The sequence below is a fragment of the Aerococcus sp. NPDC058936 genome (genome assembly GCF_042741995.1).
GTDB lineage: Bacteria > Bacillota > Bacilli > Lactobacillales > Aerococcaceae > Aerococcus.
The window spans coordinates 15,659-35,112 of the sequence record NZ_JBHYKZ010000009.1 but is presented as its reverse complement, the minus strand read 5'-3'; the positions used below and the strand labels follow the sequence as shown (position 1 = coordinate 35,112).

General features: G+C 42.4%; 15 protein-coding genes, 1 pseudogene and 2 other annotated features. Of the genes and pseudogenes, 10 read left to right on the top strand and 6 right to left on the bottom strand.

Features of this window, described 5'->3' with window-relative positions; translation table 11 throughout:
- Positions 1–54 precede the first annotated feature (54 nt).
- Entirely contained in the window at positions 55–1,098 is a 1,044-nt protein-coding gene (locus ACFW0C_RS07860; RefSeq protein ID WP_378106681.1) for an ornithine cyclodeaminase family protein, read from the bottom strand.
- A gap of 202 nt (positions 1,099–1,300) precedes the next feature.
- Between ACFW0C_RS07860 and ACFW0C_RS07855 the strand changes: the two are divergent.
- Positions 1,301–1,501 (top strand): annotated as a pseudogene (locus ACFW0C_RS07855) (pyridine nucleotide-disulfide oxidoreductase); the annotation flags it as partial.
- Between the two features lie 87 nt (positions 1,502–1,588).
- Here the strand turns inward: ACFW0C_RS07855 and ACFW0C_RS07850 are convergent.
- Positions 1,589–3,100, bottom strand: coding sequence for an FAD/NAD(P)-binding protein (locus ACFW0C_RS07850; protein WP_378106679.1), 1,512 nt, complete (start codon positions 3,098–3,100; stop codon positions 1,589–1,591).
- Positions 3,101–3,696: 596 nt separating this feature from the next.
- Positions 3,697–3,928, top strand: a binding site (T-box leader).
- 89 nt (positions 3,929–4,017) lie between these two features.
- Between ACFW0C_RS07850 and ACFW0C_RS07845 the strand changes: the two genes are divergently transcribed.
- The 7 genes from ACFW0C_RS07845 to ACFW0C_RS07815 all read left to right on the top strand — a co-directional run bounded on the left by ACFW0C_RS07845 (position 4,018) and on the right by ACFW0C_RS07815 (position 10,991).
- A complete protein-coding gene (locus ACFW0C_RS07845; protein ID WP_378106677.1) occupies positions 4,018–5,010 on the top strand; it encodes an MsnO8 family LLM class oxidoreductase in 993 nt (330 codons plus the stop codon).
- A 2-nt stretch (positions 5,011–5,012) separates the two neighbouring features.
- The gene (locus ACFW0C_RS07840) at positions 5,013–5,300 is read left to right on the top strand and encodes a glutaredoxin family protein (RefSeq protein WP_378106675.1); all 288 of its coding nucleotides are present in this window, start codon (positions 5,013–5,015) and stop codon (positions 5,298–5,300) included.
- Position 5,301: 1 nt separating this feature from the next.
- Positions 5,302–6,594 (top strand): LLM class flavin-dependent oxidoreductase, encoded by a 1,293-nt coding sequence (locus ACFW0C_RS07835; protein WP_378106673.1) that lies wholly within the window; start codon positions 5,302–5,304, stop codon positions 6,592–6,594.
- A 418-nt stretch (positions 6,595–7,012) separates the two neighbouring features.
- Positions 7,013–7,240 (top strand) — a binding site (T-box leader).
- 110 nt (positions 7,241–7,350) lie between these two features.
- Complete coding sequence (locus tag ACFW0C_RS07830; RefSeq protein ID WP_378106672.1) at positions 7,351–8,121, top strand: amino acid ABC transporter ATP-binding protein; 771 nt, start codon at positions 7,351–7,353, stop codon at positions 8,119–8,121.
- A 1-nt stretch (position 8,122) separates the two neighbouring features.
- The gene (locus tag ACFW0C_RS07825; protein ID WP_378106670.1) at positions 8,123–8,794 is read left to right on the top strand and encodes an amino acid ABC transporter permease; all 672 of its coding nucleotides are present in this window, start codon (positions 8,123–8,125) and stop codon (positions 8,792–8,794) included.
- A gap of 14 nt (positions 8,795–8,808) precedes the next feature.
- Positions 8,809–9,618: a transporter substrate-binding domain-containing protein gene (locus ACFW0C_RS07820; RefSeq protein WP_378106669.1), complete on the top strand. Its 810-nt coding sequence runs from the start codon at positions 8,809–8,811 to the stop codon at positions 9,616–9,618.
- A gap of 59 nt (positions 9,619–9,677) precedes the next feature.
- A complete protein-coding gene (locus tag ACFW0C_RS07815) occupies positions 9,678–10,991 on the top strand; it encodes an LLM class flavin-dependent oxidoreductase (RefSeq protein WP_378106667.1) in 1,314 nt (437 codons plus the stop codon).
- Between the two features lie 243 nt (positions 10,992–11,234).
- On the opposite strand, the gene ACFW0C_RS07810 is transcribed toward ACFW0C_RS07815, so the two are convergent.
- Positions 11,235–11,918 (bottom strand): response regulator, encoded by a 684-nt coding sequence (locus ACFW0C_RS07810; protein WP_378106665.1) that lies wholly within the window; start codon positions 11,916–11,918, stop codon positions 11,235–11,237.
- A complete protein-coding gene (locus ACFW0C_RS07805) occupies positions 11,908–13,416 on the bottom strand; it encodes a Spo0B domain-containing protein (RefSeq protein WP_378106663.1) in 1,509 nt (502 codons plus the stop codon). Before ACFW0C_RS07805 ends, ACFW0C_RS07810 begins: the two co-directional genes overlap by 11 nt.
- Positions 13,417–13,602: 186 nt before the next feature.
- Between ACFW0C_RS07805 and ACFW0C_RS07800 the strand changes: the two genes are divergently transcribed.
- Together ACFW0C_RS07800 and ACFW0C_RS07795 are read left to right on the top strand one after the other, a co-directional pair.
- Entirely contained in the window at positions 13,603–14,928 is a 1,326-nt protein-coding gene (locus ACFW0C_RS07800; RefSeq protein WP_378106661.1) for a 2-hydroxycarboxylate transporter family protein, read from the top strand.
- Between the two features lie 20 nt (positions 14,929–14,948).
- Positions 14,949–16,109, top strand: a complete 1,161-nt coding sequence (locus tag ACFW0C_RS07795) for an NADP-dependent malic enzyme (protein WP_378106771.1) — start codon at positions 14,949–14,951, stop codon at positions 16,107–16,109.
- Between the two features lie 320 nt (positions 16,110–16,429).
- Here ACFW0C_RS07795 and ACFW0C_RS07790 read toward each other — a convergent pair whose 3' ends face one another.
- Together ACFW0C_RS07790 and ACFW0C_RS07785 are read right to left on the bottom strand one after the other, a co-directional pair.
- Positions 16,430–18,067, bottom strand: coding sequence for an ABC transporter substrate-binding protein (locus tag ACFW0C_RS07790; protein ID WP_378106660.1), 1,638 nt, complete (start codon positions 18,065–18,067; stop codon positions 16,430–16,432).
- Between the two features lie 241 nt (positions 18,068–18,308).
- A complete protein-coding gene (locus ACFW0C_RS07785) occupies positions 18,309–19,175 on the bottom strand; it encodes a prephenate dehydrogenase (protein ID WP_378106658.1) in 867 nt (288 codons plus the stop codon).
- Positions 19,176–19,454 lie beyond the last annotated feature (279 nt).

Genomic DNA, 19,454 nt, shown 5'->3' with positions numbered 1-19,454 from the left:
AAAGGGGTGTGATGATTAGTCACGCCCCTTTTGACTTGCTAGCCTAGCTAGTGGTTATTCTTTTTCCAAGTCTGGTTCCATGTAATTGATGGTATTGTCTCCGCCTAGGAGGTCGAAGTCGAATTGTTGGCCGAGACCTTGGACCTTGGCTCTGTGGTAGACGTAGCCTGCGACTGCGACGTCGAGTGCGCCAATACCGATTGGAATAACGATGGTAGTCGTGTTTTCATTATGCTTCGGTGCCACTTGGCCTGTAGCTAACTGACCGAAATCTGCGGTAATATCTTTTTCGGATAGGCGACCTTCGTCTGTTAGGTGCTTCAAAGCGCCACGGTGAAGGGCTTGGGCACGGTGGTCAACGTAGATATTATCAGCGGTTAGGATGATATCGTCTGTGATTTCACCTCTAGAACCCATTGGCATAATGATGGTACCCGGTTTGATCATGTCGCCTGTGATAAAGGGTGCGGTAGCTCCTGTGACCGTAATCAGCACGTCATTATCTGTGGCGTCTTCAGGTTTATCCGCAATGATAACTTCACCATCTATAAGGTGGGCGATGTCCTCCTTAAAGGCTTCTGCTGTTGAACGGCGGTGGTTCCATACGACTAGACGGTTGATTTTGTACCGTTTAGTGATAGCAATCACCTGGGTTCTGGCCTGCGTACCAGCCCCAAACATACCCAGGGAGATGGATTCGCCTAGGTTAAAGTAAGATAGGGCGACAGCGGTTTGCGCACCTGTTCTAAGGTTTGTAATATAAGCCCCGTCCATAGCGGATAAGAACCGACCCACATGTGGATCTAACAAGAGGATCATCCCAGTCATGTAGGGGAATCCGGCTGCTCGACGACCACCATAAAAGCCGCCAATCCACTTCATTCCAGCCAAGTTTAACCAGTCGATATAGGCTGGCATGGCATTCATAAATCCGTCGTAGAAGGGGTAATTACCCGTTTCACCTAGGTCTAAATTCACCTTGCTTGGGTTGATAACCTTGCCTTGACCCATTTCATGATAGGTTCTTTCGACAATGTTGACGGTCTCTGCCATATCGACCAACCCTCGGATGTCTTTAACATTCAGTAATAATGTCATCTAATCACTCCCTTATGCTATTATTTAAGCCCATTATAAGTACACCGGGCGTTTTTTGTATACAGATAAGACAATGATAGCGATTTATTTGCAAAAAGTAAAATTTAATTTCCAGTGATCGGTTTAACCTAGTGCATATCCTTTTAGAGAAACTGTCAAGAAACATATACTAAAATTTATAAAAGTAATCAGCCGAACTACTGGCGTATTTAAGGTGGTAATCGATGCGAAGACCAATGAAATTCTAGGGGTTCGTTTATTTGGTGAAGCTGCCCATGAAATCATCAATATCATCACAGTAGCCATGAATGTCCACTTACCATACACAGCTTTGCGTGACCAAATCTATACCCATCCTACTTTAGCTGAAGGATTGAATGACTTATTCGCTATGGTTGACTGATCAGCATAAAAACAATGAACATTAAAAGGGCTTGCGCCACTCATTTAACTTGAGGGTGTAAGTCCTTTTTGCATGGGAAAATGTGATTTACTTGGTTTTGCTAACTTGTTGGTAGAAGTCAGTGACGGCGATTTGGGTTTGTTTCTTGGCCAAGGCAACGGATGTATTAGGTCCCTGGGTTGAAGCAATCCAGCTACCTAGGAAGTAGACATTGTCTAGGATTTGGTAGTTAGTGTTTAATGGCTTCGCGCTTGGGTAAGCCGCTAAAATATTGTCCCGATTGTCAGGCAATATCAAATTACGGCGGATCAAATTACCCAGCAACGGGTCTGTGTCTTTTGCCTGGCTTAAACGACTATTGAAGCCAGTGGCATTGATTAAGATATCTGCCTTGTGGCGAATCCCGCTAGCGTATAGGTGGAACTGGCCATTTTCCAAGGGTTGGATATCAGACAAGCCAGAAACCAATTTCAGTTTGCCTTGGTTGACTAAGTCTAAGATCATGCTAATGGAAGCGGCAGGGGCTTGTGAATAGAGCATGCGGAAGAAGGGACCTAGGTCCTTGTAGAAATAGTCCTGTCCGTCTGCGTCTAGGGCACCCATCATCTGGTGTAGGACTGGGTAGAAGGATCGGAAAAACCCTTGGAAACGGCGGTAGTCAGGGTCATCTTGGCGGATGGCCTTTGTGACAGTAGCGACTGAACCGGTATTGAAGTTGGCCCAAACCCGGCTGTAGTCAATATTGTTGGCTTTTAGGTCGTCCTTGACTTGGTTGATGACGACTTGAATCGGGATAGCCCCCTTGTTGGCTGTTCTTTGTGTCTCAATCCATTCATCGTCGATAGACTGGATATAATCTTCGTTAGCGTCAGGTTGGATCACTGACCGAAAGGGTTCGTGGCGGAAGTAGACCGTCACTTCATGGTCGGCAAATAAATCGTACTTGTTGCAGTAATTGATCAAGTCGATAGTCGTTAAACCAGAGCCCACAATACCAATTCTGCGCTTGCCTTTAGTCGCCTGCAATTTTTCCCGCAATGGGTAAGGGTCTTGAATATAGTTGGCTTGGCCATCTAATTGGTATGGGTCTTGATAGGGCGGGTGGCCAATGGCAAAAAAGACCGCGTCGTAAACTTGAGACCAGCCATTTTCCGAGCTAAAGACTTGATAAGCTAAGCCGTCTTCAAGCGGTCGCTGGTAGAAGGGTGTCCCGTCTGCATCTACGACTTGAAAGTCGGTGACGCTAGCTTGGATATGGCGGACGTAATCTTTGGCTAAATAGGGTTTTAGATATGCTTCCACATATTCACCGTAAATGGTGCGTGGCGCAAAGACATTGTCGATATCAATTACCGGATAGTTGGCTTTGGTCCAATTGATAAAGTCCTCGTTGTTGTCGTCATCAAGGGATAATGACCGCGGGAAGGAGTTGATGACTGTGGCATCGTCATCCTCTGCATATGGGGCACCTGCACCTAAGCGTGGGCGTGTTTCATAGACGTCCACTTGATCGGTCGCGGCATTTAAATCAAATTGTTTACTTAACTGGATTAGGGTGCTGGCACCCGCAATCCCAAAACCTACTATGGCAATTCGCATCTGACATCCTCATTTCTAGAAATTGGTTGATTTGTTTATGTATCTATTTAAAAAATTCCATAATCATTCAAAGAGAATTGTAACTGAGTAGACGGTTCTAGTGGGAGAATTTGCTCAAGTATTTTTCAATCACTCGTTATCGATAAAAGTGATAACAGCGGAAGGCAATATTTGTATGCAGAACATCAAAATCGGTCAAATGATATTTGTAGGGTAAGGGTCATGTTTAAACTGATTTGATTAGAAAGGCTGATTTAATCACATTGTTAGGATTTTCGATTTGATGATAAGGGGCGTTTTGTACAATGATTGTATTTAAAATTATTATTTTTTGTCAGTGCTTGTCCTACTTCTATATCAATGATGATAGCGGTTAACGATTATGGAAAAATTAAATAACCGTGAAAAGGTTGATTATCAAAGGCTTTCCCTAGATTTTTTGATGTGTCGCCATTTTGCCTAAAAAGAGATCTGGAAATTTTAGAGCTAGGCGGTAAGGTTGATGCTAGCAAGTGGAATTTGTTAGATTGAGTGCAAGCAAATTTATTGCAAGTCCAGATAGCAATAAAAGCAAGTATAAGCAAATATTCAAATAAACCAGTGCGTGGATGAGTAGAGTAATTATGTGGGTAAGGCACAGAAAGTCTGTAGTTGATGAGAGCAGATGCTTACCAGTAATGAAAATGACCTTTGAGCATCTAGCCAGTGAAAGCTGGTTAGACGGGTGGAACCGTTAAATTTTCAGTATAGATTTACTGGATGAGAAATTGCTCGCGAGGGCAGTTTGAACAAGGGTGGCACCGCGAACGTTGACTCTTCGCCCCTTCTTAATAGACAAGACTGTTTATTAAGGAGGGTTTTTTTATTTTTCAATAAAAGCACACACGGTGGTACTTGGAAAGAATTGGAGGTAAGTGATGGCTCTAAGTTTAAGTTTATTAGATCAAAATATTATTTACGAAGGTGAAACCGCTCAGTCGACGCTGAAGCAGACGGTTGCGTTTGCTCAGAAGGCAGAAGCGTTGGGCTATGACAGCTTTTTAGTAGCGGAACACCATTTTACAAAAGAGATTGCTAGTGTAGCACCTGAAATTTTGGTGGGTTACATCTTAGCCAAGACGGACAAGATTCGCGTAGGATCTGGTGGGGTCATGCTGCAACATTATGTCCCTTATAAAGTGGCGGAGTCATTCAGTGTTCTCCACCAACTAGCGCCAGGACGGGTGATTCTGGGATTAGGAAAAGCCCAGGGTGGTAAGGATGAGGCGGTTGAGGTCCTACAACGAGACTTTATCAAACCGGTCCAGTCTTTCGATGACAAATTTATCGAGGTGACTCGTTTTATCCGTAATAATTTCCCGGCCGATCATCCCTATGCGGCTGAAAACTATGACTTGCAACCAGCGATTGATTCGGACTTTACCATCGAGTTGCTTGGGGGTAGTCAAGAAAGTGCCAACTTGGCGACCACTCAAGATACCGGTCTAGTCTATCCCTACTTTGCCAATGCGGACCTTGAAGCGCTTGACAAAACGAGAGCCGCTTATCAAGGATCAGGGGACTTTAAAATTGCCGTCATCGTTTATATCACAGACGATCCGGACGAAGGTAAAGCCTATCTTGCTGAACAAGCTGCCTATACAGTGGTTTTAAATTCTGGCAAAAGGGTCAACTTCAACAAACAAGCGGCCGCTGAAGCATATGCTGACCTGCACCAAGCTGAAGACGCCAAAATCCTTGAAAAACAAGTAGGCGCCTTTGTCGGCACAGCCAGTCAGGTGAAAGTGCAACTAGACGATTTTTCAAAGAGATTTAATACCGACCACTTTGTGATTCACACAATTGGCATTCCTTACGCTAAGAAATTCGAGATTATTGAAGCTTTAGCAGAGGAAATTAAAGGAGGATAAGAATGTCAGACAAACAACAAGCAACAAATATCGTTTTATGGGCCAAGCAAGGCTGTCATTATTGCCAGGAAATCAAAGATTACTTACAAGAAGAAAACCTTTCATATGCATTGATTGATGTGACAGAAAACGATCAATTTAGAGACATTTTGAATGCCAAATACGGAGTATCTTATGTGCCAGTTGTTGAAATTGGCCAAAAGGACAGCAAGCAATACCAAGGCATTATTGATTTAGGTTTGGAACATGTGGTGAGTGGGCTAAAAGCAGCCGGAATAGGAGTGAAGTAATATGACTAAACAAGTACACTTTGGGGCAATTTTACATGGTATCGGTGGCACAACAGATGGTTGGCGCCATCCGCAAGTAGACGAAACAGCCAGCACCAACTTTAAATTTTATAAGAAGCGGGCGCAATTAGCGGAGAAAGGCCTATTTGATTTCGTCTTTATCGCAGATGGCTTATATATTTCTGAGAAGTCAATTCCTCATTTCTTAAATCGTTTTGAACCGATTACCTTATTGTCTAGCTTAGCGGCTGTGACTGAAAATATTGGTTTAGTGGGGACATTCTCAACAACTTATACAGATCCTTTTACTATTTCACGTCAATTGTTATCGCTAGACCACTTGTCTGATGGTCGTGCTGGGTGGAACTTGGTGACGACTCCACAAGCAGGGGTGGCTGAAAACTTCAACAACCGGACGCTTCCGCCTCACGGTGAACGCTATAAAATCGCCCAAGAACATTTAGATGTTGTGCGTAGTTTATGGCGGTCTTGGGAACCGGATGCCTTCCCTAGAAACAAGGAAACAGGCCAATACTTTGATCCTGAGAAACTGCACCGTTTAAACTATGAAGGCGAGTATTTCCAAGTGGCAGGTCCTCTAAACATTGGTCGTTCACCTCAAGGGGAACCACTCGTTTTCCAAGCAGGATCATCAGATTCTGGACGGGCCTTTGCGGCAGGGAACGCGGAAGCTATTTTCACCCATGCCAATTCTTTAGAAGAAGTGAAAGCTTTCTACGATGACATTAAAGCGCGGGCTAAAGCAGCTGGCCGTAACCCTGAAGAGGTCAAAGTTTACCCTGGTATCAACCCACTTGTAGGGGATACTTTAGAAGATGCTGAGGCGGCTTATACTGAATTTGCCAGCTTGATTCCAATTGAAAATGCTGTCAAATACCTAGCTCGCTACTTCGATGACTACGACTTCTCAGGTTATGACCTAGATGCACCGTTCCCAGATTTAGGGGATATTGGGAAAGATGCCTTCCGTTCGACAACAGACTACATCAAGAAACGTGCTAAGGAAGAAAACCAGACCTTACGTCAAGTAGCCTTGGAACAAGCGGTGACTCGTCCAAACTTTATTGGGACAGCTGAAGACATCGCTGACGAAATCCAACGTTGGGTTGAAGCGTATGCCGTTGATGGCTTTATCATTGCTGGTGACATTCCGGGTGCCTTTGAACGGTTCGTCAATGAAGTCGTGCCGATTCTTCAAGATCGTGGGATTTATCGGACAGAGTACCCAGGTACGACCCTACGTGAACAAATTGGGGTGCCTATTGTCCCTTAATGGCAAAAGACGATGATTCTACAGACTGTAAGGATTTGAAAAAATTGCATAATCAAACAGGCGAAACCATGGCTAGCTGATACAGGGCCACGTTTCGTTTTTTTTTTTGCTTCAAGAATAGGGTTTATTCGTCTTTTAAGGGGTTACATGTTAGGGTCTAATACAAACATTGTATTAAAATGCAATTAAATCCCTAGTCATTTGTCTAGTTTTTTTATCATTTATGATAGTTATTTACGAATGTCAGTCTATGTGTAATTGGTTAGAAATCGCCAAATATCAACTTTTAATATGTGCTTTTTTCTAAGGGTAAAAACAAAAAAGGCAAAACGAGGCGTGTTTTCCCTAGGCAGTAATCTTGTCTAAAGGTGTTCGGGTTTGTTAAATTGACTTCAAGCAAAAGACATTTATTTAATCATAAAATGCGATGAAGAGAAGAGTAATTACTCATGTATTGGACAGAAAGTCTGCGTTGATGAGAGCAGATGGATACAGGTAATGAAAGTGCGCTTGGAGCATCCTGCTAGTGAAAGCTGGTTGGACGGGTGGGGCCGTTAAGCCTGTCAGTATTTACTGACTGAGATATTGTCTGCGAGGACAATATGAAAAAGGGTGGAACCATGATTGTTGACCAGTCATCCCTTCTTGATAGGACGAGTGCCTATTGGGAGGGGTTTTTATTTTACCTAAAACAGGATTTTAAACAGTCAATACAAGCAAAGATAATATGCATACAATAAAGAGGACGAGTGACAAATGACGAACAACAATAAAACCATGATTGAAATTGAACACTTACAAAAGAACTTCTCTGGGACCCAGGTCTTAAAAGATATTTCCTTTGAAGTTGCTGCCGGCGAAGTGGTGGCCATTATCGGACCATCAGGGTCAGGGAAATCAACCTTGCTTAGATGCTTAAACTACCTAGAAGAACCGAATGGTGGGGTTATTCGCATTGGGGATGTGGCCGTGGATACTAAGCAGGCAACGAAAAAATCTGTGGCTGAATTGAGAAAGCAAACTTCGATGGTCTTCCAGCACTACAACTTATTTAAAAATAAAACTGTGCTTGAAAACATCACTTATGCACTTGAAGTGGCGCAAGGATTTTCAAAAGCTGACGCTAAGGAAAAAGGAATGGCTTTACTTGAAAAAGTAGGTTTAGCAGACAAGGCAGACAAATATCCAGTCACTTTATCTGGAGGACAGCAACAACGTGTGGGTATTGCCCGAGCGGTTGTGGTCAATCCAAAAGTTATTTTATTCGACGAACCAACTTCATCGCTTGATCCAGAGTGGGTAGCTGAAGTACTACAGGTTATTTCTGACATTGCCAGAGACGAGCAAGCAACGATGATTATCGTGACGCATGAAATGCATTTCGCTAAAGAAGTGGCGGATAAAGTTGTCTTCATGTCAGACGGTTATATCGTTGAATCAGGCGAACCTGAAGCCGTCTTAGAAAATCCGCAACATGAACGGACTGTTCAATTTTTACAACGTAACGCTGTTCGGATAGGAGGCTAATATGACCTTTGATTTTGCTTATATGGTTGAAATACTGCCACAACTACTTGGCTATTTGCCCATTACCTTGTATCTGACCTTGGCTTCTATGGCGATTGCCGTTGTCATTGGGGGACTATTTGCGGTGGTTTTAGTCAATAAAGTGCCCGTACTGACCCAGATTATCCAAGTGATCTTGTCCTTTTTCCGAGGGACGCCACCCATTGTTCAGTTATTATTGATTTACTTTGGGTTACCACAGATTCTACCAATTGCAACCGGGATGTCGGCTGAAGTAGCGTCAATTCTGACTTTCTCCTTGAATACAGCAGCCTACTTAGCTGAAGTATTTCGGGCAGCCTTGGTTTCTGTAGACGAGGGTCAGGTGGAAGCGGCGATGACGGTGGGCTTGACTTACGGGCAAACATTGCGAGGGATTGTCTTACCACAAGCCATTCGTAACGCCATCCCGGGAACGGGGAATACCTTCGTTGGCTTACTGAAAAACTCGTCACTAGCCTTCACCATTGGGGGCGTCGAGTTGCTTGCCCAAGGGAAATTATTCGCTTCGAACTCATTGAAGTTCTTTGAAGCCTATTTCGCAGTGGCCTTGATTTACTGGGCCCTCACCATTCTATATTCACTATTACAAAACTGGTATGAGAAACGCCTAGCCGTACCATACACCAGATAAGAGGAGGAAAAACGATGAAAAATTTTAAGTTATTGGGTATTGGATTAGCTTCTGCCTTGGTCTTAGCGGCATGCGGGGCATCTGCAGGGGAAGAAGTGACGAGTTCAGAAAGTGGGTTTGCAGATAAAACAGTGACAATTGCTGCGTCTCCAGATGGGTATCCACAACACTATCAAGAAGGGGATGAACTGAAAGGTTTCTCTGTGGAGGTTGCTGAAGCAGTCGCAGAGGAAGCGGGCTACGAGATTGAATGGGCCTTGTCTGACTGGTCTGGTGTTGTTGCAGCACTACAAGCTGGAAAGGCAGATACCGCTGTTAACTTCGCCAATACGCCGGAACGTCGGGAGTCCTATGTGTATACAGATAACTACTTCTATGCGTCTACCGGGATTGCAGTAGCTTCTGATAATACGGAAACCAATACCCTTGAAGACTTATACGGAGAAACGGTCAACGGTGTAGTCGGGTCTAACTATGCGGAAGTATTGAAAGAATACGATACTGAAGATCAAATCGGACTTGAATTCGTGGAAAGTATGGCAGTTGCGGTTGCCAATATTCAATCTGGCAAGGTAAAAGGTTATGTCAATGGCTACGAAGAATTGACTGCGCAAATTAAAAACCGCGATCTTGATTTACGTATGATTGATGAAACCTTCGGCGAAAAACCAGTCGGCTTCCCATTCAAAGATACGGAAGAAAACCAACAAATTATTGCGGACTTTAATGTAGCCCTTCAAACTTTAAGTGAAGACGGGACTTTGGCAGAGATTTCAAACGAATACTTCGGGGTAGACATTACCCAATCTAGAGAAGCAGAATAGCATTTCTGATTAATTACGCTACTTTATAAGATATTTAATAGAAAGAAAGGAAGATTTTCATGACTAAAAAACAATTAAAACTAGGTGTATTATTATTCGGTGCTGGTGCTCACATGAACTCTTGGAAAGCTGAAGATGTTGCACCTGATGCATCAATCGACTTCGACCACTATGTCAACTTAACGAAAAAGGCTGAGAAAAACGGGGCGGATTTCGTCTTCATCGCAGATGGTTTATACATCGATGAAAAATCAATTCCCCACTTTGTAAACCGTTTTGAACCAATCGCTTTATTATCAGCTCTAGCGCCAATCACTTCGAAAATTGGTTTAGTTGGAACTTTATCAACCACTTATTCTGAGCCTTATAACGTAGCTCGTCAATTTGCGTCATTAGATATTATTTCTAAGGGTCGTGCTGGTTGGAATGTGGTAACCTCACCTTTACAAGGGTCTGCAGGTAACTATAATAAGGGGAACCACCCAGAGCATGACTTACGTTATGACATGGCCAACGAATACTTAGAAGTCACTAAAGGCTTATGGGATTCATTTGATGATGACGCCTTTGTTCGTGACCGTGAAACAGGTGTCTTCTATGATAAAGACAAAGTCCATGTGTTGAATCATAAAGGCGAATTCTTCAATTCAAAAGGACCTTTAAACATCCAACGTACGCCGCAAGGTCAGCCGGTTATTTTCCAGGCGGGTGCAAGTCCTAAAGGGATCGAGTTTGCGGCTAAGCATGGTGAAGTAATCTTTAATGCAGCTGGCATCTTGGAAAAAGCACAAGAGTACTACAAAGCTGTTAAAGACGCTGTAAAAGCCAACGGCCGTGACCCAGAAAAAGTGGTTATATTGCCATCATTGTCGCCAATCACTGGTGCGACTGAGGAAGAAGTTGCTGCTAACTATGAGAAATTACAACAATTAATCAGCTTGGATGAAGCGCTAGATTACTTAGCACGCTTCTTCGACCACCACGACTTCAAACAATACGATCCGGATGCACCATTCCCAGACTTAGGAGAAGTGGGATCTGACGGATTCCGGTCAACAAGTGACGCAATCAAAGCGCAAGCCAAGGAAGAGAACTTAACTTTACGTGAAGTAGCCCTACAAACGGCTACACCAAAAGGAAACTTCTACGGTACATATGATGAATTAGCGGACAAATTAATCTACTGGTTGGAAAATGACGCAGCTGATGGATTCATGTTAAATGAGCAAGTATTTGGGGATGCTTACGACGAATTCTTCGACAATGTATTATCTAAGATTGCAGAACGTGGCTACTACTCATACGAATATGAAGGGGACACATTACGTGACCACTTGGGCTTAGACTTCAAAGTAAGTCGCTATGCTAAATAGAAAGTAATTAATAAAGGAAGTGAATGTGGTGATTGACCGCAAACGCTTCCTTTTTTGTTTAACAGTTGGAGGGCTGAAAAACCATGTGAAAGATTGTTATATCAGTGATGTTCATTTTTGGGGAGACTGGTATATTTTGCGTACAATATTTTGCTTTTAAAAAATAGAGATCAGAATTATCCATCAAGGATGCTGACCTCTATTTTTGAGTAAGTTATGAATAGTTTGTGTCGTACCTTCTTCTTATACCTCTAGCCAATATACCGTGGTTGGTCGCCCGATTGACCCGTATTTTGTTTCTTCTTTTAATACTTTGTGGTCGACCAAGAATTGGATGTATTTTCTTATGGTGACATGAGAAAGGGTGGTTTTACTGACCAATTCCTCAATGTCAAAGGGCTCATCTGCTGCTCTAATAACAGTCATCAAATGCTGCAAGGTTTTTCTAGATATACCTTTTTGCAGGGGTTCGTTGTCTAGGTCTAGTCCTTGAACGCCTTGACCGTATAATGAGTCTAGGCTGGCTTGGTCTAGATGGTCTTGATCATGCAGGACTTGGTGCTTTTGCTTAAAGTGGTGCAGGCTTTGGTGCAACCGCTCAGCATTAAATGGTTTGAGTAGATAGTCAACCGCCCCGTAAGCGGAGGCAGTTTCGACTGTAGACGATTGGTTGGCTGCCGAAATAATAATGAATTCGACGGGAATTGACTGGTCCCGAATCCATTTAACTAGGTCGAGACCTGACTCATTTTTCAAATTAATGTCTATGAGGACTAAGTCAAAGGGCTGGGTGATCAATAGTTCTTTGGCCTGGTCCAAGCTTTGTGCTGTGGCGGTGACTTTGAAGTCGTCAAGGGATTCAACGAAACGCTGATTGATCATGACAACCATTGGATCGTCTTCGACAAGTAGTGTCTTATAGTTCATGGGCATCTCCTTGTGGGTAATCAATGCGGAATGAAAAGCTTAGTTGCTGGTCGTGCATGGATAATTCGGTCGTGACATGTTCAGTCCGCCATGAATAGTTAGACAGCCATTGGTATAAGTGGTCGATGTCTCCCTGAAGGCGGTAATTGGTGATGAGTTGGCAACGTTCGGTATCGAAATCAAGTGATAGCCATAAGCGTGAATTCTGACCTAATTGACGTAATTCCTTATCAATGACGGCAACTGTTTCCATCCATAATTGGTTGGTAGCCGCTTCATAAGTGTTTGGAATTTCATGGTGTATTTCAAGGCGTAAGTCCTTCAAACTTTGATTTAGAATCCGGTGTTCTCCAATTAAATGCCCAGCAATGGTTGGGTTTTTTACCAACATGGACAGACGAATCGTCAAATCTTCCTCGTCCTTAATCAGTGAAGCTAAGTATTGGTCTAGTGCATCGTATTCTTCTAAATCCGTTAAACCGTAAATGACATGCAGGCGGTTCAAGAATTCATGCGCTTGAACTTGTAGCAATTGGGCATATTCAGCGGTCGAATGCAGTTGGTCGAGTAGGGCATAAATTTCGCTGGTGTCCCTAATGATATAAATTTGGCCCGCCAATTTTTCTTGTACCAGAATGTCCGCTTGTGAAATCAGGTACTCCTTATCTTGATAGTGGAAGACCGCATTGTGGTCACCGTTCATTTCAGGTAGACTGATGACACTTTCTAATAGCGGCTTGCTTTCTCTTTCCGGAATTGGAAAATGGCGTAGCGCTTCTTTGTTGGCTAGGGTAATTTCACCGTATTGATTGGTGACAATAATGGCGTCATGGCTGTAGGCAATCATAGCGGACCTTTCCTCAAAGGCTTTAGCGATTTCTTTTGGTTCCATATTAAAGAGCTCTTTTTTAATGGTATAAGAAACGAAAATCGCGACCGTTACACCGATAGCTATACTCACAATGAGGGCGCGAGTTGTTTGCTGATCATATTTTTCAGAGAAGACATCAATAGCATGGTTGGTTTTACCAACGACAACGGCTCCAATGACTTGGCCGTCTTGGATAACTGGCGCAAAAGACCGCAGTGAATTGCCAAGGGTACCAATCCCTGTTGAGACATAAGATTGACCGGTAAAGACTTTTTCCTCGTCGCCACCCGCAAATGGTTGGTTAATCAGGTCCGGGTCAGGGTGGCTCAAGCGAATAGAATCAGTATTAATGATTACCACGTAGTCTAGGTGATATTGGTCTTCATAGGCATGGGTAAAATCAGCGAGTGTTTGTGATGATTGGTTATTTTCTAGGGCAGTGATGATTTCTTCTTCATCTGCTAGGTCTTCACTCATGTTTAATAGGTAGCTGGATTCCGTTTCAATGATGGCATCTTTATTTAAGTGACGTGTCATTAAATAAAGGCAACCTACTGTAATCGCTACCGTTGAAACAATCATTAACATGAGTTTGGTGAGGAGTCGTAAATTATGCCATTTAATCAACTTGGCTGACCTCCCTTATTTTTTCTCGTATTTTGATGTATATTTTTAGCGCGTTTCCTATCAAATTTCAGTATAGCCCTTTAATTTATAAAGTTCAAATAAGACTTTAAAAACTTAAATAAAAGCAAAAAGTTGAAGATCAGGCATATACTGTAGTCGATCAGAAATATATGAGGAGGAAATACAATGTCAGATCTTGCACGGGATGAAAGATCAACAGTGTCAGCGTGGCAGGGCGTCAAAGTCGGCCCCATGCCATTGCCTTGGTTTCTCTTATTCGCAGCAATTATTTTAATGGCTGCAGTAACTGAAAGCCTACCTGTTGATATGTTAGGAGGGTTTGGTGTAATCCTAACGCTTGGATGGGCCCTTGGAAAAATTGGGGACACCATTCCTGTCTTAAATAAATTTGGGGGTTCAACCATTCTTTCTATGTTGGTACCCGCCATTTTGGTTTTTTACGGATTGTTACCAGATAACGCCATTGAATCAGTGACTATGCTGATGAGTGATGCCAACTTCTTAGACTTATACGTCTTTGCCTTGGTAACTGGCTCTATTCTTGGGATGAACCGCCAGGTACTAGTACAAGGATTCGCACGCATGGTGATCCCAATGTCAGTTGGTTTGGTTTTAGCGATGTTGGTTCCAGCAGCAATTGGCCAACTTGTGGGTATTGGCTTCCAAGAAACCCTATTTAATATCGTAACACCGGCTATGGCTGGTGGTATTGGAGGCGGGGTTTTACCGCTAGCTCAAGGTTATAGTGAAGTTCAAAATATTGATTACGGTGCAATGGTGGCTATTTTGGCACCTGCTTCAATCCTTTCCAACTTCTTCTCGATTGGTGTAGCAGCCATTGTGGGACGGTTTGGGGAAAAACATCCAGAACTTTCAGGGAACGGTACCTTGGTTCGCCAAACACCTTCAAAAGCTGATAAATCACAGAATATAGCGGTCAAAAAAGAAGAAAAGACACCAATCAATTTCCAGAGTATCGGTATCGGTTTATTCTTATTAGTCGCTGTTTATATCTTCGGTAACTTAATGCAAGGTATTATCGGTTTACCAGCAGCGGTCATCGTAATCTTTGCCTCTACTTTAATGAAATACTTCCAAGTATTGCCAGCCAGCATCGAAGAGGGTGCTAAGCAATTAAACGGTTTTATTTCAAGTAACTTTACTGCGCCACTAATGGTTGGTCTAGGAATTATTTATTTAGACTTAAAAGCAGTTTTAGATGTTTTAACTTGGCAATATGTAGTGGTGGTACTTTCAGTAGTAATTGTTCTAGGTTTAACCGGGTTTATCCTAGGTAAATTCTTGAATATGTATCAAATTGAATCAGCTATTTTATCCCTAAACCAATCCGCAATGGGTGGTACCGGGAACGTAGCGATTCTAGCGACTACTGACCGTAATAGTTTGATGCCATTTGCTCAAGTAGCAACTCGTATTGGTGGGGCAATTACCATTTCCATCATGATTACTTTATTAAACTTATTCGCATAAACAGTTTTTAGAAAGGACGTATAAATATGACAGACGTAAAACAAGCAGCATTACAATTAAGTGAAGAAAAAGGCGGAAAAATTGAGGTTATCTCGAAAGTACCAATCACAAACATGGACGAATTAGCTGTTGCTTACACACCGGGTGTAGCAGCTGTAAGTTCAGCAATCGCTGAAAATAAAGAGGATGTTTACCGTTACACTAGTAAACGGAATCTAGTAGCTGTTGTGACAGATGGTTCTGCCGTTTTAGGATTAGGAAACATCGGACCAGAAGCAGCAATTCCAGTTATGGAAGGTAAATCTGCTTTATTCAAAGCTTTCGCAGATGTTGACGCTGTGCCAATTTCATTAGACACACAAGACGTTGAAGAAATTATTTCGCATGTTAAAGCTATCGCACCATCATTTGGTGGGATCAACTTAGAAGATATTGCGGCACCACGTTGTTTCGAAATTGAACGTCGTCTAAAAGAAGAATTGGATATTCCAGTTTTCCATGATGACCAACACGGTACTGCAATCGTTGTTTTAGCAGGTTTAATCAATGCCTTAAAAGTAGCTGAAAAAACCATTGAAGATGTGAAAATTGTGATCAACGGTGGTGGTTCAGCAGGTACTGCTATTGCTAAAAAAATGATCCACGCAGGTGCAACAAATGTAGTTGTATGTGATATTGATGGGGCAATTTCTGAAGATGATCCTGAATTACAAGATCGCCATAAAGCGTTAGCTGCTATTTCTAACCCTGACCACTTGAAAGGTTCACTAGAAGAAGTTGTGAAAGATGCGGATGTATTTATCGGTGTTTCTGCGCCTAACGTCTTCAAAAAAGAATGGATCAAAACAATGAACGAAAAAGCGATTATCTTCGCCATGGCTAACCCAACACCAGAAATTATGCCGGATGAAGCTAAAGAAGGTGGCGCATTTATCGTTGCAACTGGACGTAGTGACTTCCCTAACCAAATCAATAATGTTTTAGCATTCCCTGGTATCTTCCGTGGTGCTTTGGATGCACGGGCAAGTGATATTACTGAAGAAATGCAAATTGCAGCAGCACAAGGTATTGCCAGCATCATCCCAGATGATGAGTTGACAGTTGAAAATATTATTCCAAATGCCTTCAACCCTAACGTATCTAAAATTGTTGCCAAGTCTGTAAATAATGCAGCAGAGTAAATATAAAAAATAGAAGCCTTCGGCTTCTATTTTTTTATATTATTGCCTTAAATCGAGGATGCCAGGCAGGGTGTTCAGACAGGAGACGATGGAAAAATAGTGACGTATCACACCAAGTGAGGTGCTAACTATTTTGAAGGGTTTGTATGCCAACCTGGACTATGATACCAAATAATTTTATTCAATCGATTTACTCAATAATTCACTACCCATTATTCAATTGGGTTACCTCGATTAAATAGACAAATTTAAAAATCCCTAGATCTAATCTTACATAGATCTAGGGATTTTTATGTGTTGTTATGGGGTATTTAAATAGGTTATTCAGTGACGTTGTAAGTAGCTGTGCGGTAGTATTGCGCAACCCCATTTGGTTGGTTGATGACGTTTTCCAAGGCTGGGTCAATTAGGTTTGCGTAGGCTCCTTGGTAGATTGGGCTGACTGCTGCAGCATCTTCTACTAGATATTTTTCAGCGGCTAGGAAGTTGTCCCAACGCGCTGCTGGGTCAAGGGCGTTAGTCGTTTTGGCTTCAGTCATTAATTCATCGTAAGTGGCGTCTGAGAAATCACCTGATGATAATGATGATCCAGTCACGAAGTAGTCAAGGAAGGCAGTTGGATCGGCATAAGACGGGTTATAGGTACCGTATACGATGTCAAATTCGCCTGTTCCTGTGATTGCTTGACGGGATTTTAATGGTACGTTACGTACGGTTACTGTTAAACCTGGTAGGTTGGTTTGAAGTTGGGCTTGTAGGTATTCTGATGTGGCTTTTGATGTATCTGTATCAGAAGTTAACAATTCAATTTCAACTGTATCTGTTCCTAAGTCTTCTAAGGCTAAGGTCCATTCTTCTTGGGCAGCTTCTAGGTCAAATGGCATTAGGTCACCATTCTCTTCACGGAAGTCGATGCCTGATTCTGGGTCAGAACCGAATTCTGATGGAATCCAACCACCTGCTGCCTGTGAACCGTCGTCAAGGATGGCGTCAACAAACGCTTCTTTGTCATAAGCTTGGCTGATGGCGCGACGGAAGTGGACGTTATTTGTTGGACTTGATTGGGAGTTGAATTCCATGTAACCAATCATCCCTTTAGGTTCGATGTGTAAGACTTCAGAGTCTTGGTATTCTTGAACGTAAGGGGTAGTGATTTCAGTGTATTGGAGTTCGCCACCTTCAAATAAGTTCACGTTTGTTGAGTTTTCTTTAGACATTACCCAGTCGATTTGATCTAAATCAACATTTTCAGCGTCCCAGTACTCGTCATTTTTCGTTAATGTCCATTCAATTTCAGTTGAATTCCAGTCGCTCACTTCAAACGGTCCGTTATATACTGCGTTTTCTGCAGAAGTTCCGTAGTCAGAACCCAGTTCAGTGGCCACATTATGGTTGACTGGTAAGTAGTAAGGTGTAGCTAATAAGTCAGTGAAGTAAGTTGTTGGAGAGGCAAGGGTAATCTCCAATGTTTTATCATCGATAGCTTTAACACCCAGCGTATCCGGTTCAGCTTCACCGTTTGCGATAGCTTCCGCATTTTCAATGACATAGAATTTATTGGCGTTTCCACCAATAGTTTCAGGCGTAACTGTTTTTTGGTAGGTATAAACGAAGTCTTGGGCAGTTACCGGGTCACCATTTGACCAGTCTGCATCGTCACGGATGGTGAAGGTATAAGTTAAACCGTCTTCTGAAACGGTTGGTTCCTCAGCCGCAACCCCTAATTCGTTACTGCCGTTATCAGCAGGCCGGTATAAACCTTCCATTACGTTGGCAATGGTATTTTGACTTGGTGAATCTGTCGAAGAGATACTATCAAGCGACGCCAGTTCGCCGTTCACCGTCACTTTGATGTTTTTAGCCGCTTCTTCATTATCCGCCGTTGTGCCACCATTGCCACAAGCCGCAAGCACCAATGACAATGCCGTTAATGAAAGAACACCCAATTTCTTCTTCATAAATCTCAACCTCTTTTCAATTTAATATAATTATCCCAATCATTATAACTTACCTTTTGTGAAAAAAGGAATATAATGCCTACTATCTGACTTAGCAAAAGACGGTCATGGTTGATAAGAAAAATCAAGGTGCGAGAGCCGACGTATTTCCTATCTGTTTTAGATAGAAAAAGAGACGCGAACACATCACGTCTCTAGATAATAAATAATCATTTTAAAAGAGGAAAAGTCGCCTTCGCTCTCAACCTCGTCTTTTCCTTTCATCCATTTCGGATTCTAGTTTTAAGCGATTCGCTGTTGAATGTCTAAACAATTCTTTTAGTTGCTCGCGGTCGTCGGTTCGAATAGCGTCTTTGATCAGGTTTAACTGTGCTTCAAAGTCTTGAATCGATTGTAAGAGGTAATGCTTATTATCGATAAAGAGTTCGCTCCAAAGGTCCTCGTTGATTTTAGCAATACGGGTTAATTCTGGGTATGAGTCACCTGTGAATTTACCGGTTTCGCGTTTTTCGTGGTCTGAATTCATCAACGAAATCGCAATGGCATGTGGCAGTTGCGAGGTGAAGGATATCATTTGGTCATGGAAGCTAGCAGAAACGCGATTGATTTTACCGAAACCAATCTCAGTGGCTAGGGCTTCTATTTTGCCCAAAGTTTCTTCATTATTGGCTTCAGTTGGCGTGATCAAGAAGTTGGCGCCTTGAAATACCGACCCTTGTGCGTAGGCAATCCCTCGGTTTTCCCGACCTGCCATAGGGTGGGTGTAAACAACCTCAATATTGTCCGGTAATACGGTCTCCAACTCAGCCATAAAGTTTTCTTTCGTCCCCGTTGTATCCATTAAGACACTACCATCTTTAAAGAAGTCGCGGTTAGCTGCAATAAATTTCACAGCTGTTTTCGGGTATAAGGCCATAATGGTTAGATCCACTTGGCCTAAGATGTTTTCACCAGTTAAAAAACCTTCCTTAATCATGCCCATCTCAACTGCGGTATCAAGCGTTTCTTGGTTACTATCAATCCCGTAGATGTCATGATAACCTGCAGTTTGTAACGCCTCCGCAAACGAACCACCAATTACACCTAATCCTACTATCCCGATTTTCATCTCGATACTCCTAACTGTTCTCTCATATTTTATTAGTCCATGATAACATGTAGCCCCCTAAAAATGTTAGGTTTTCTCTGAAATTTTCGGGCATACTATTGCATTATTTGAGAATATTTATTGATTTGGCATAATGGGTAACCGCTTTTTAAGTGGGAGTATATCGGATTTTTGATAAAAAAAGCCAATGCAGTTGGATGCATTGGCAGTCGTAAATTAATTGAGATGACTATGTGCGTTATATATCTACTCAGTGTGTATTGTTGCATTTTTTGTTAC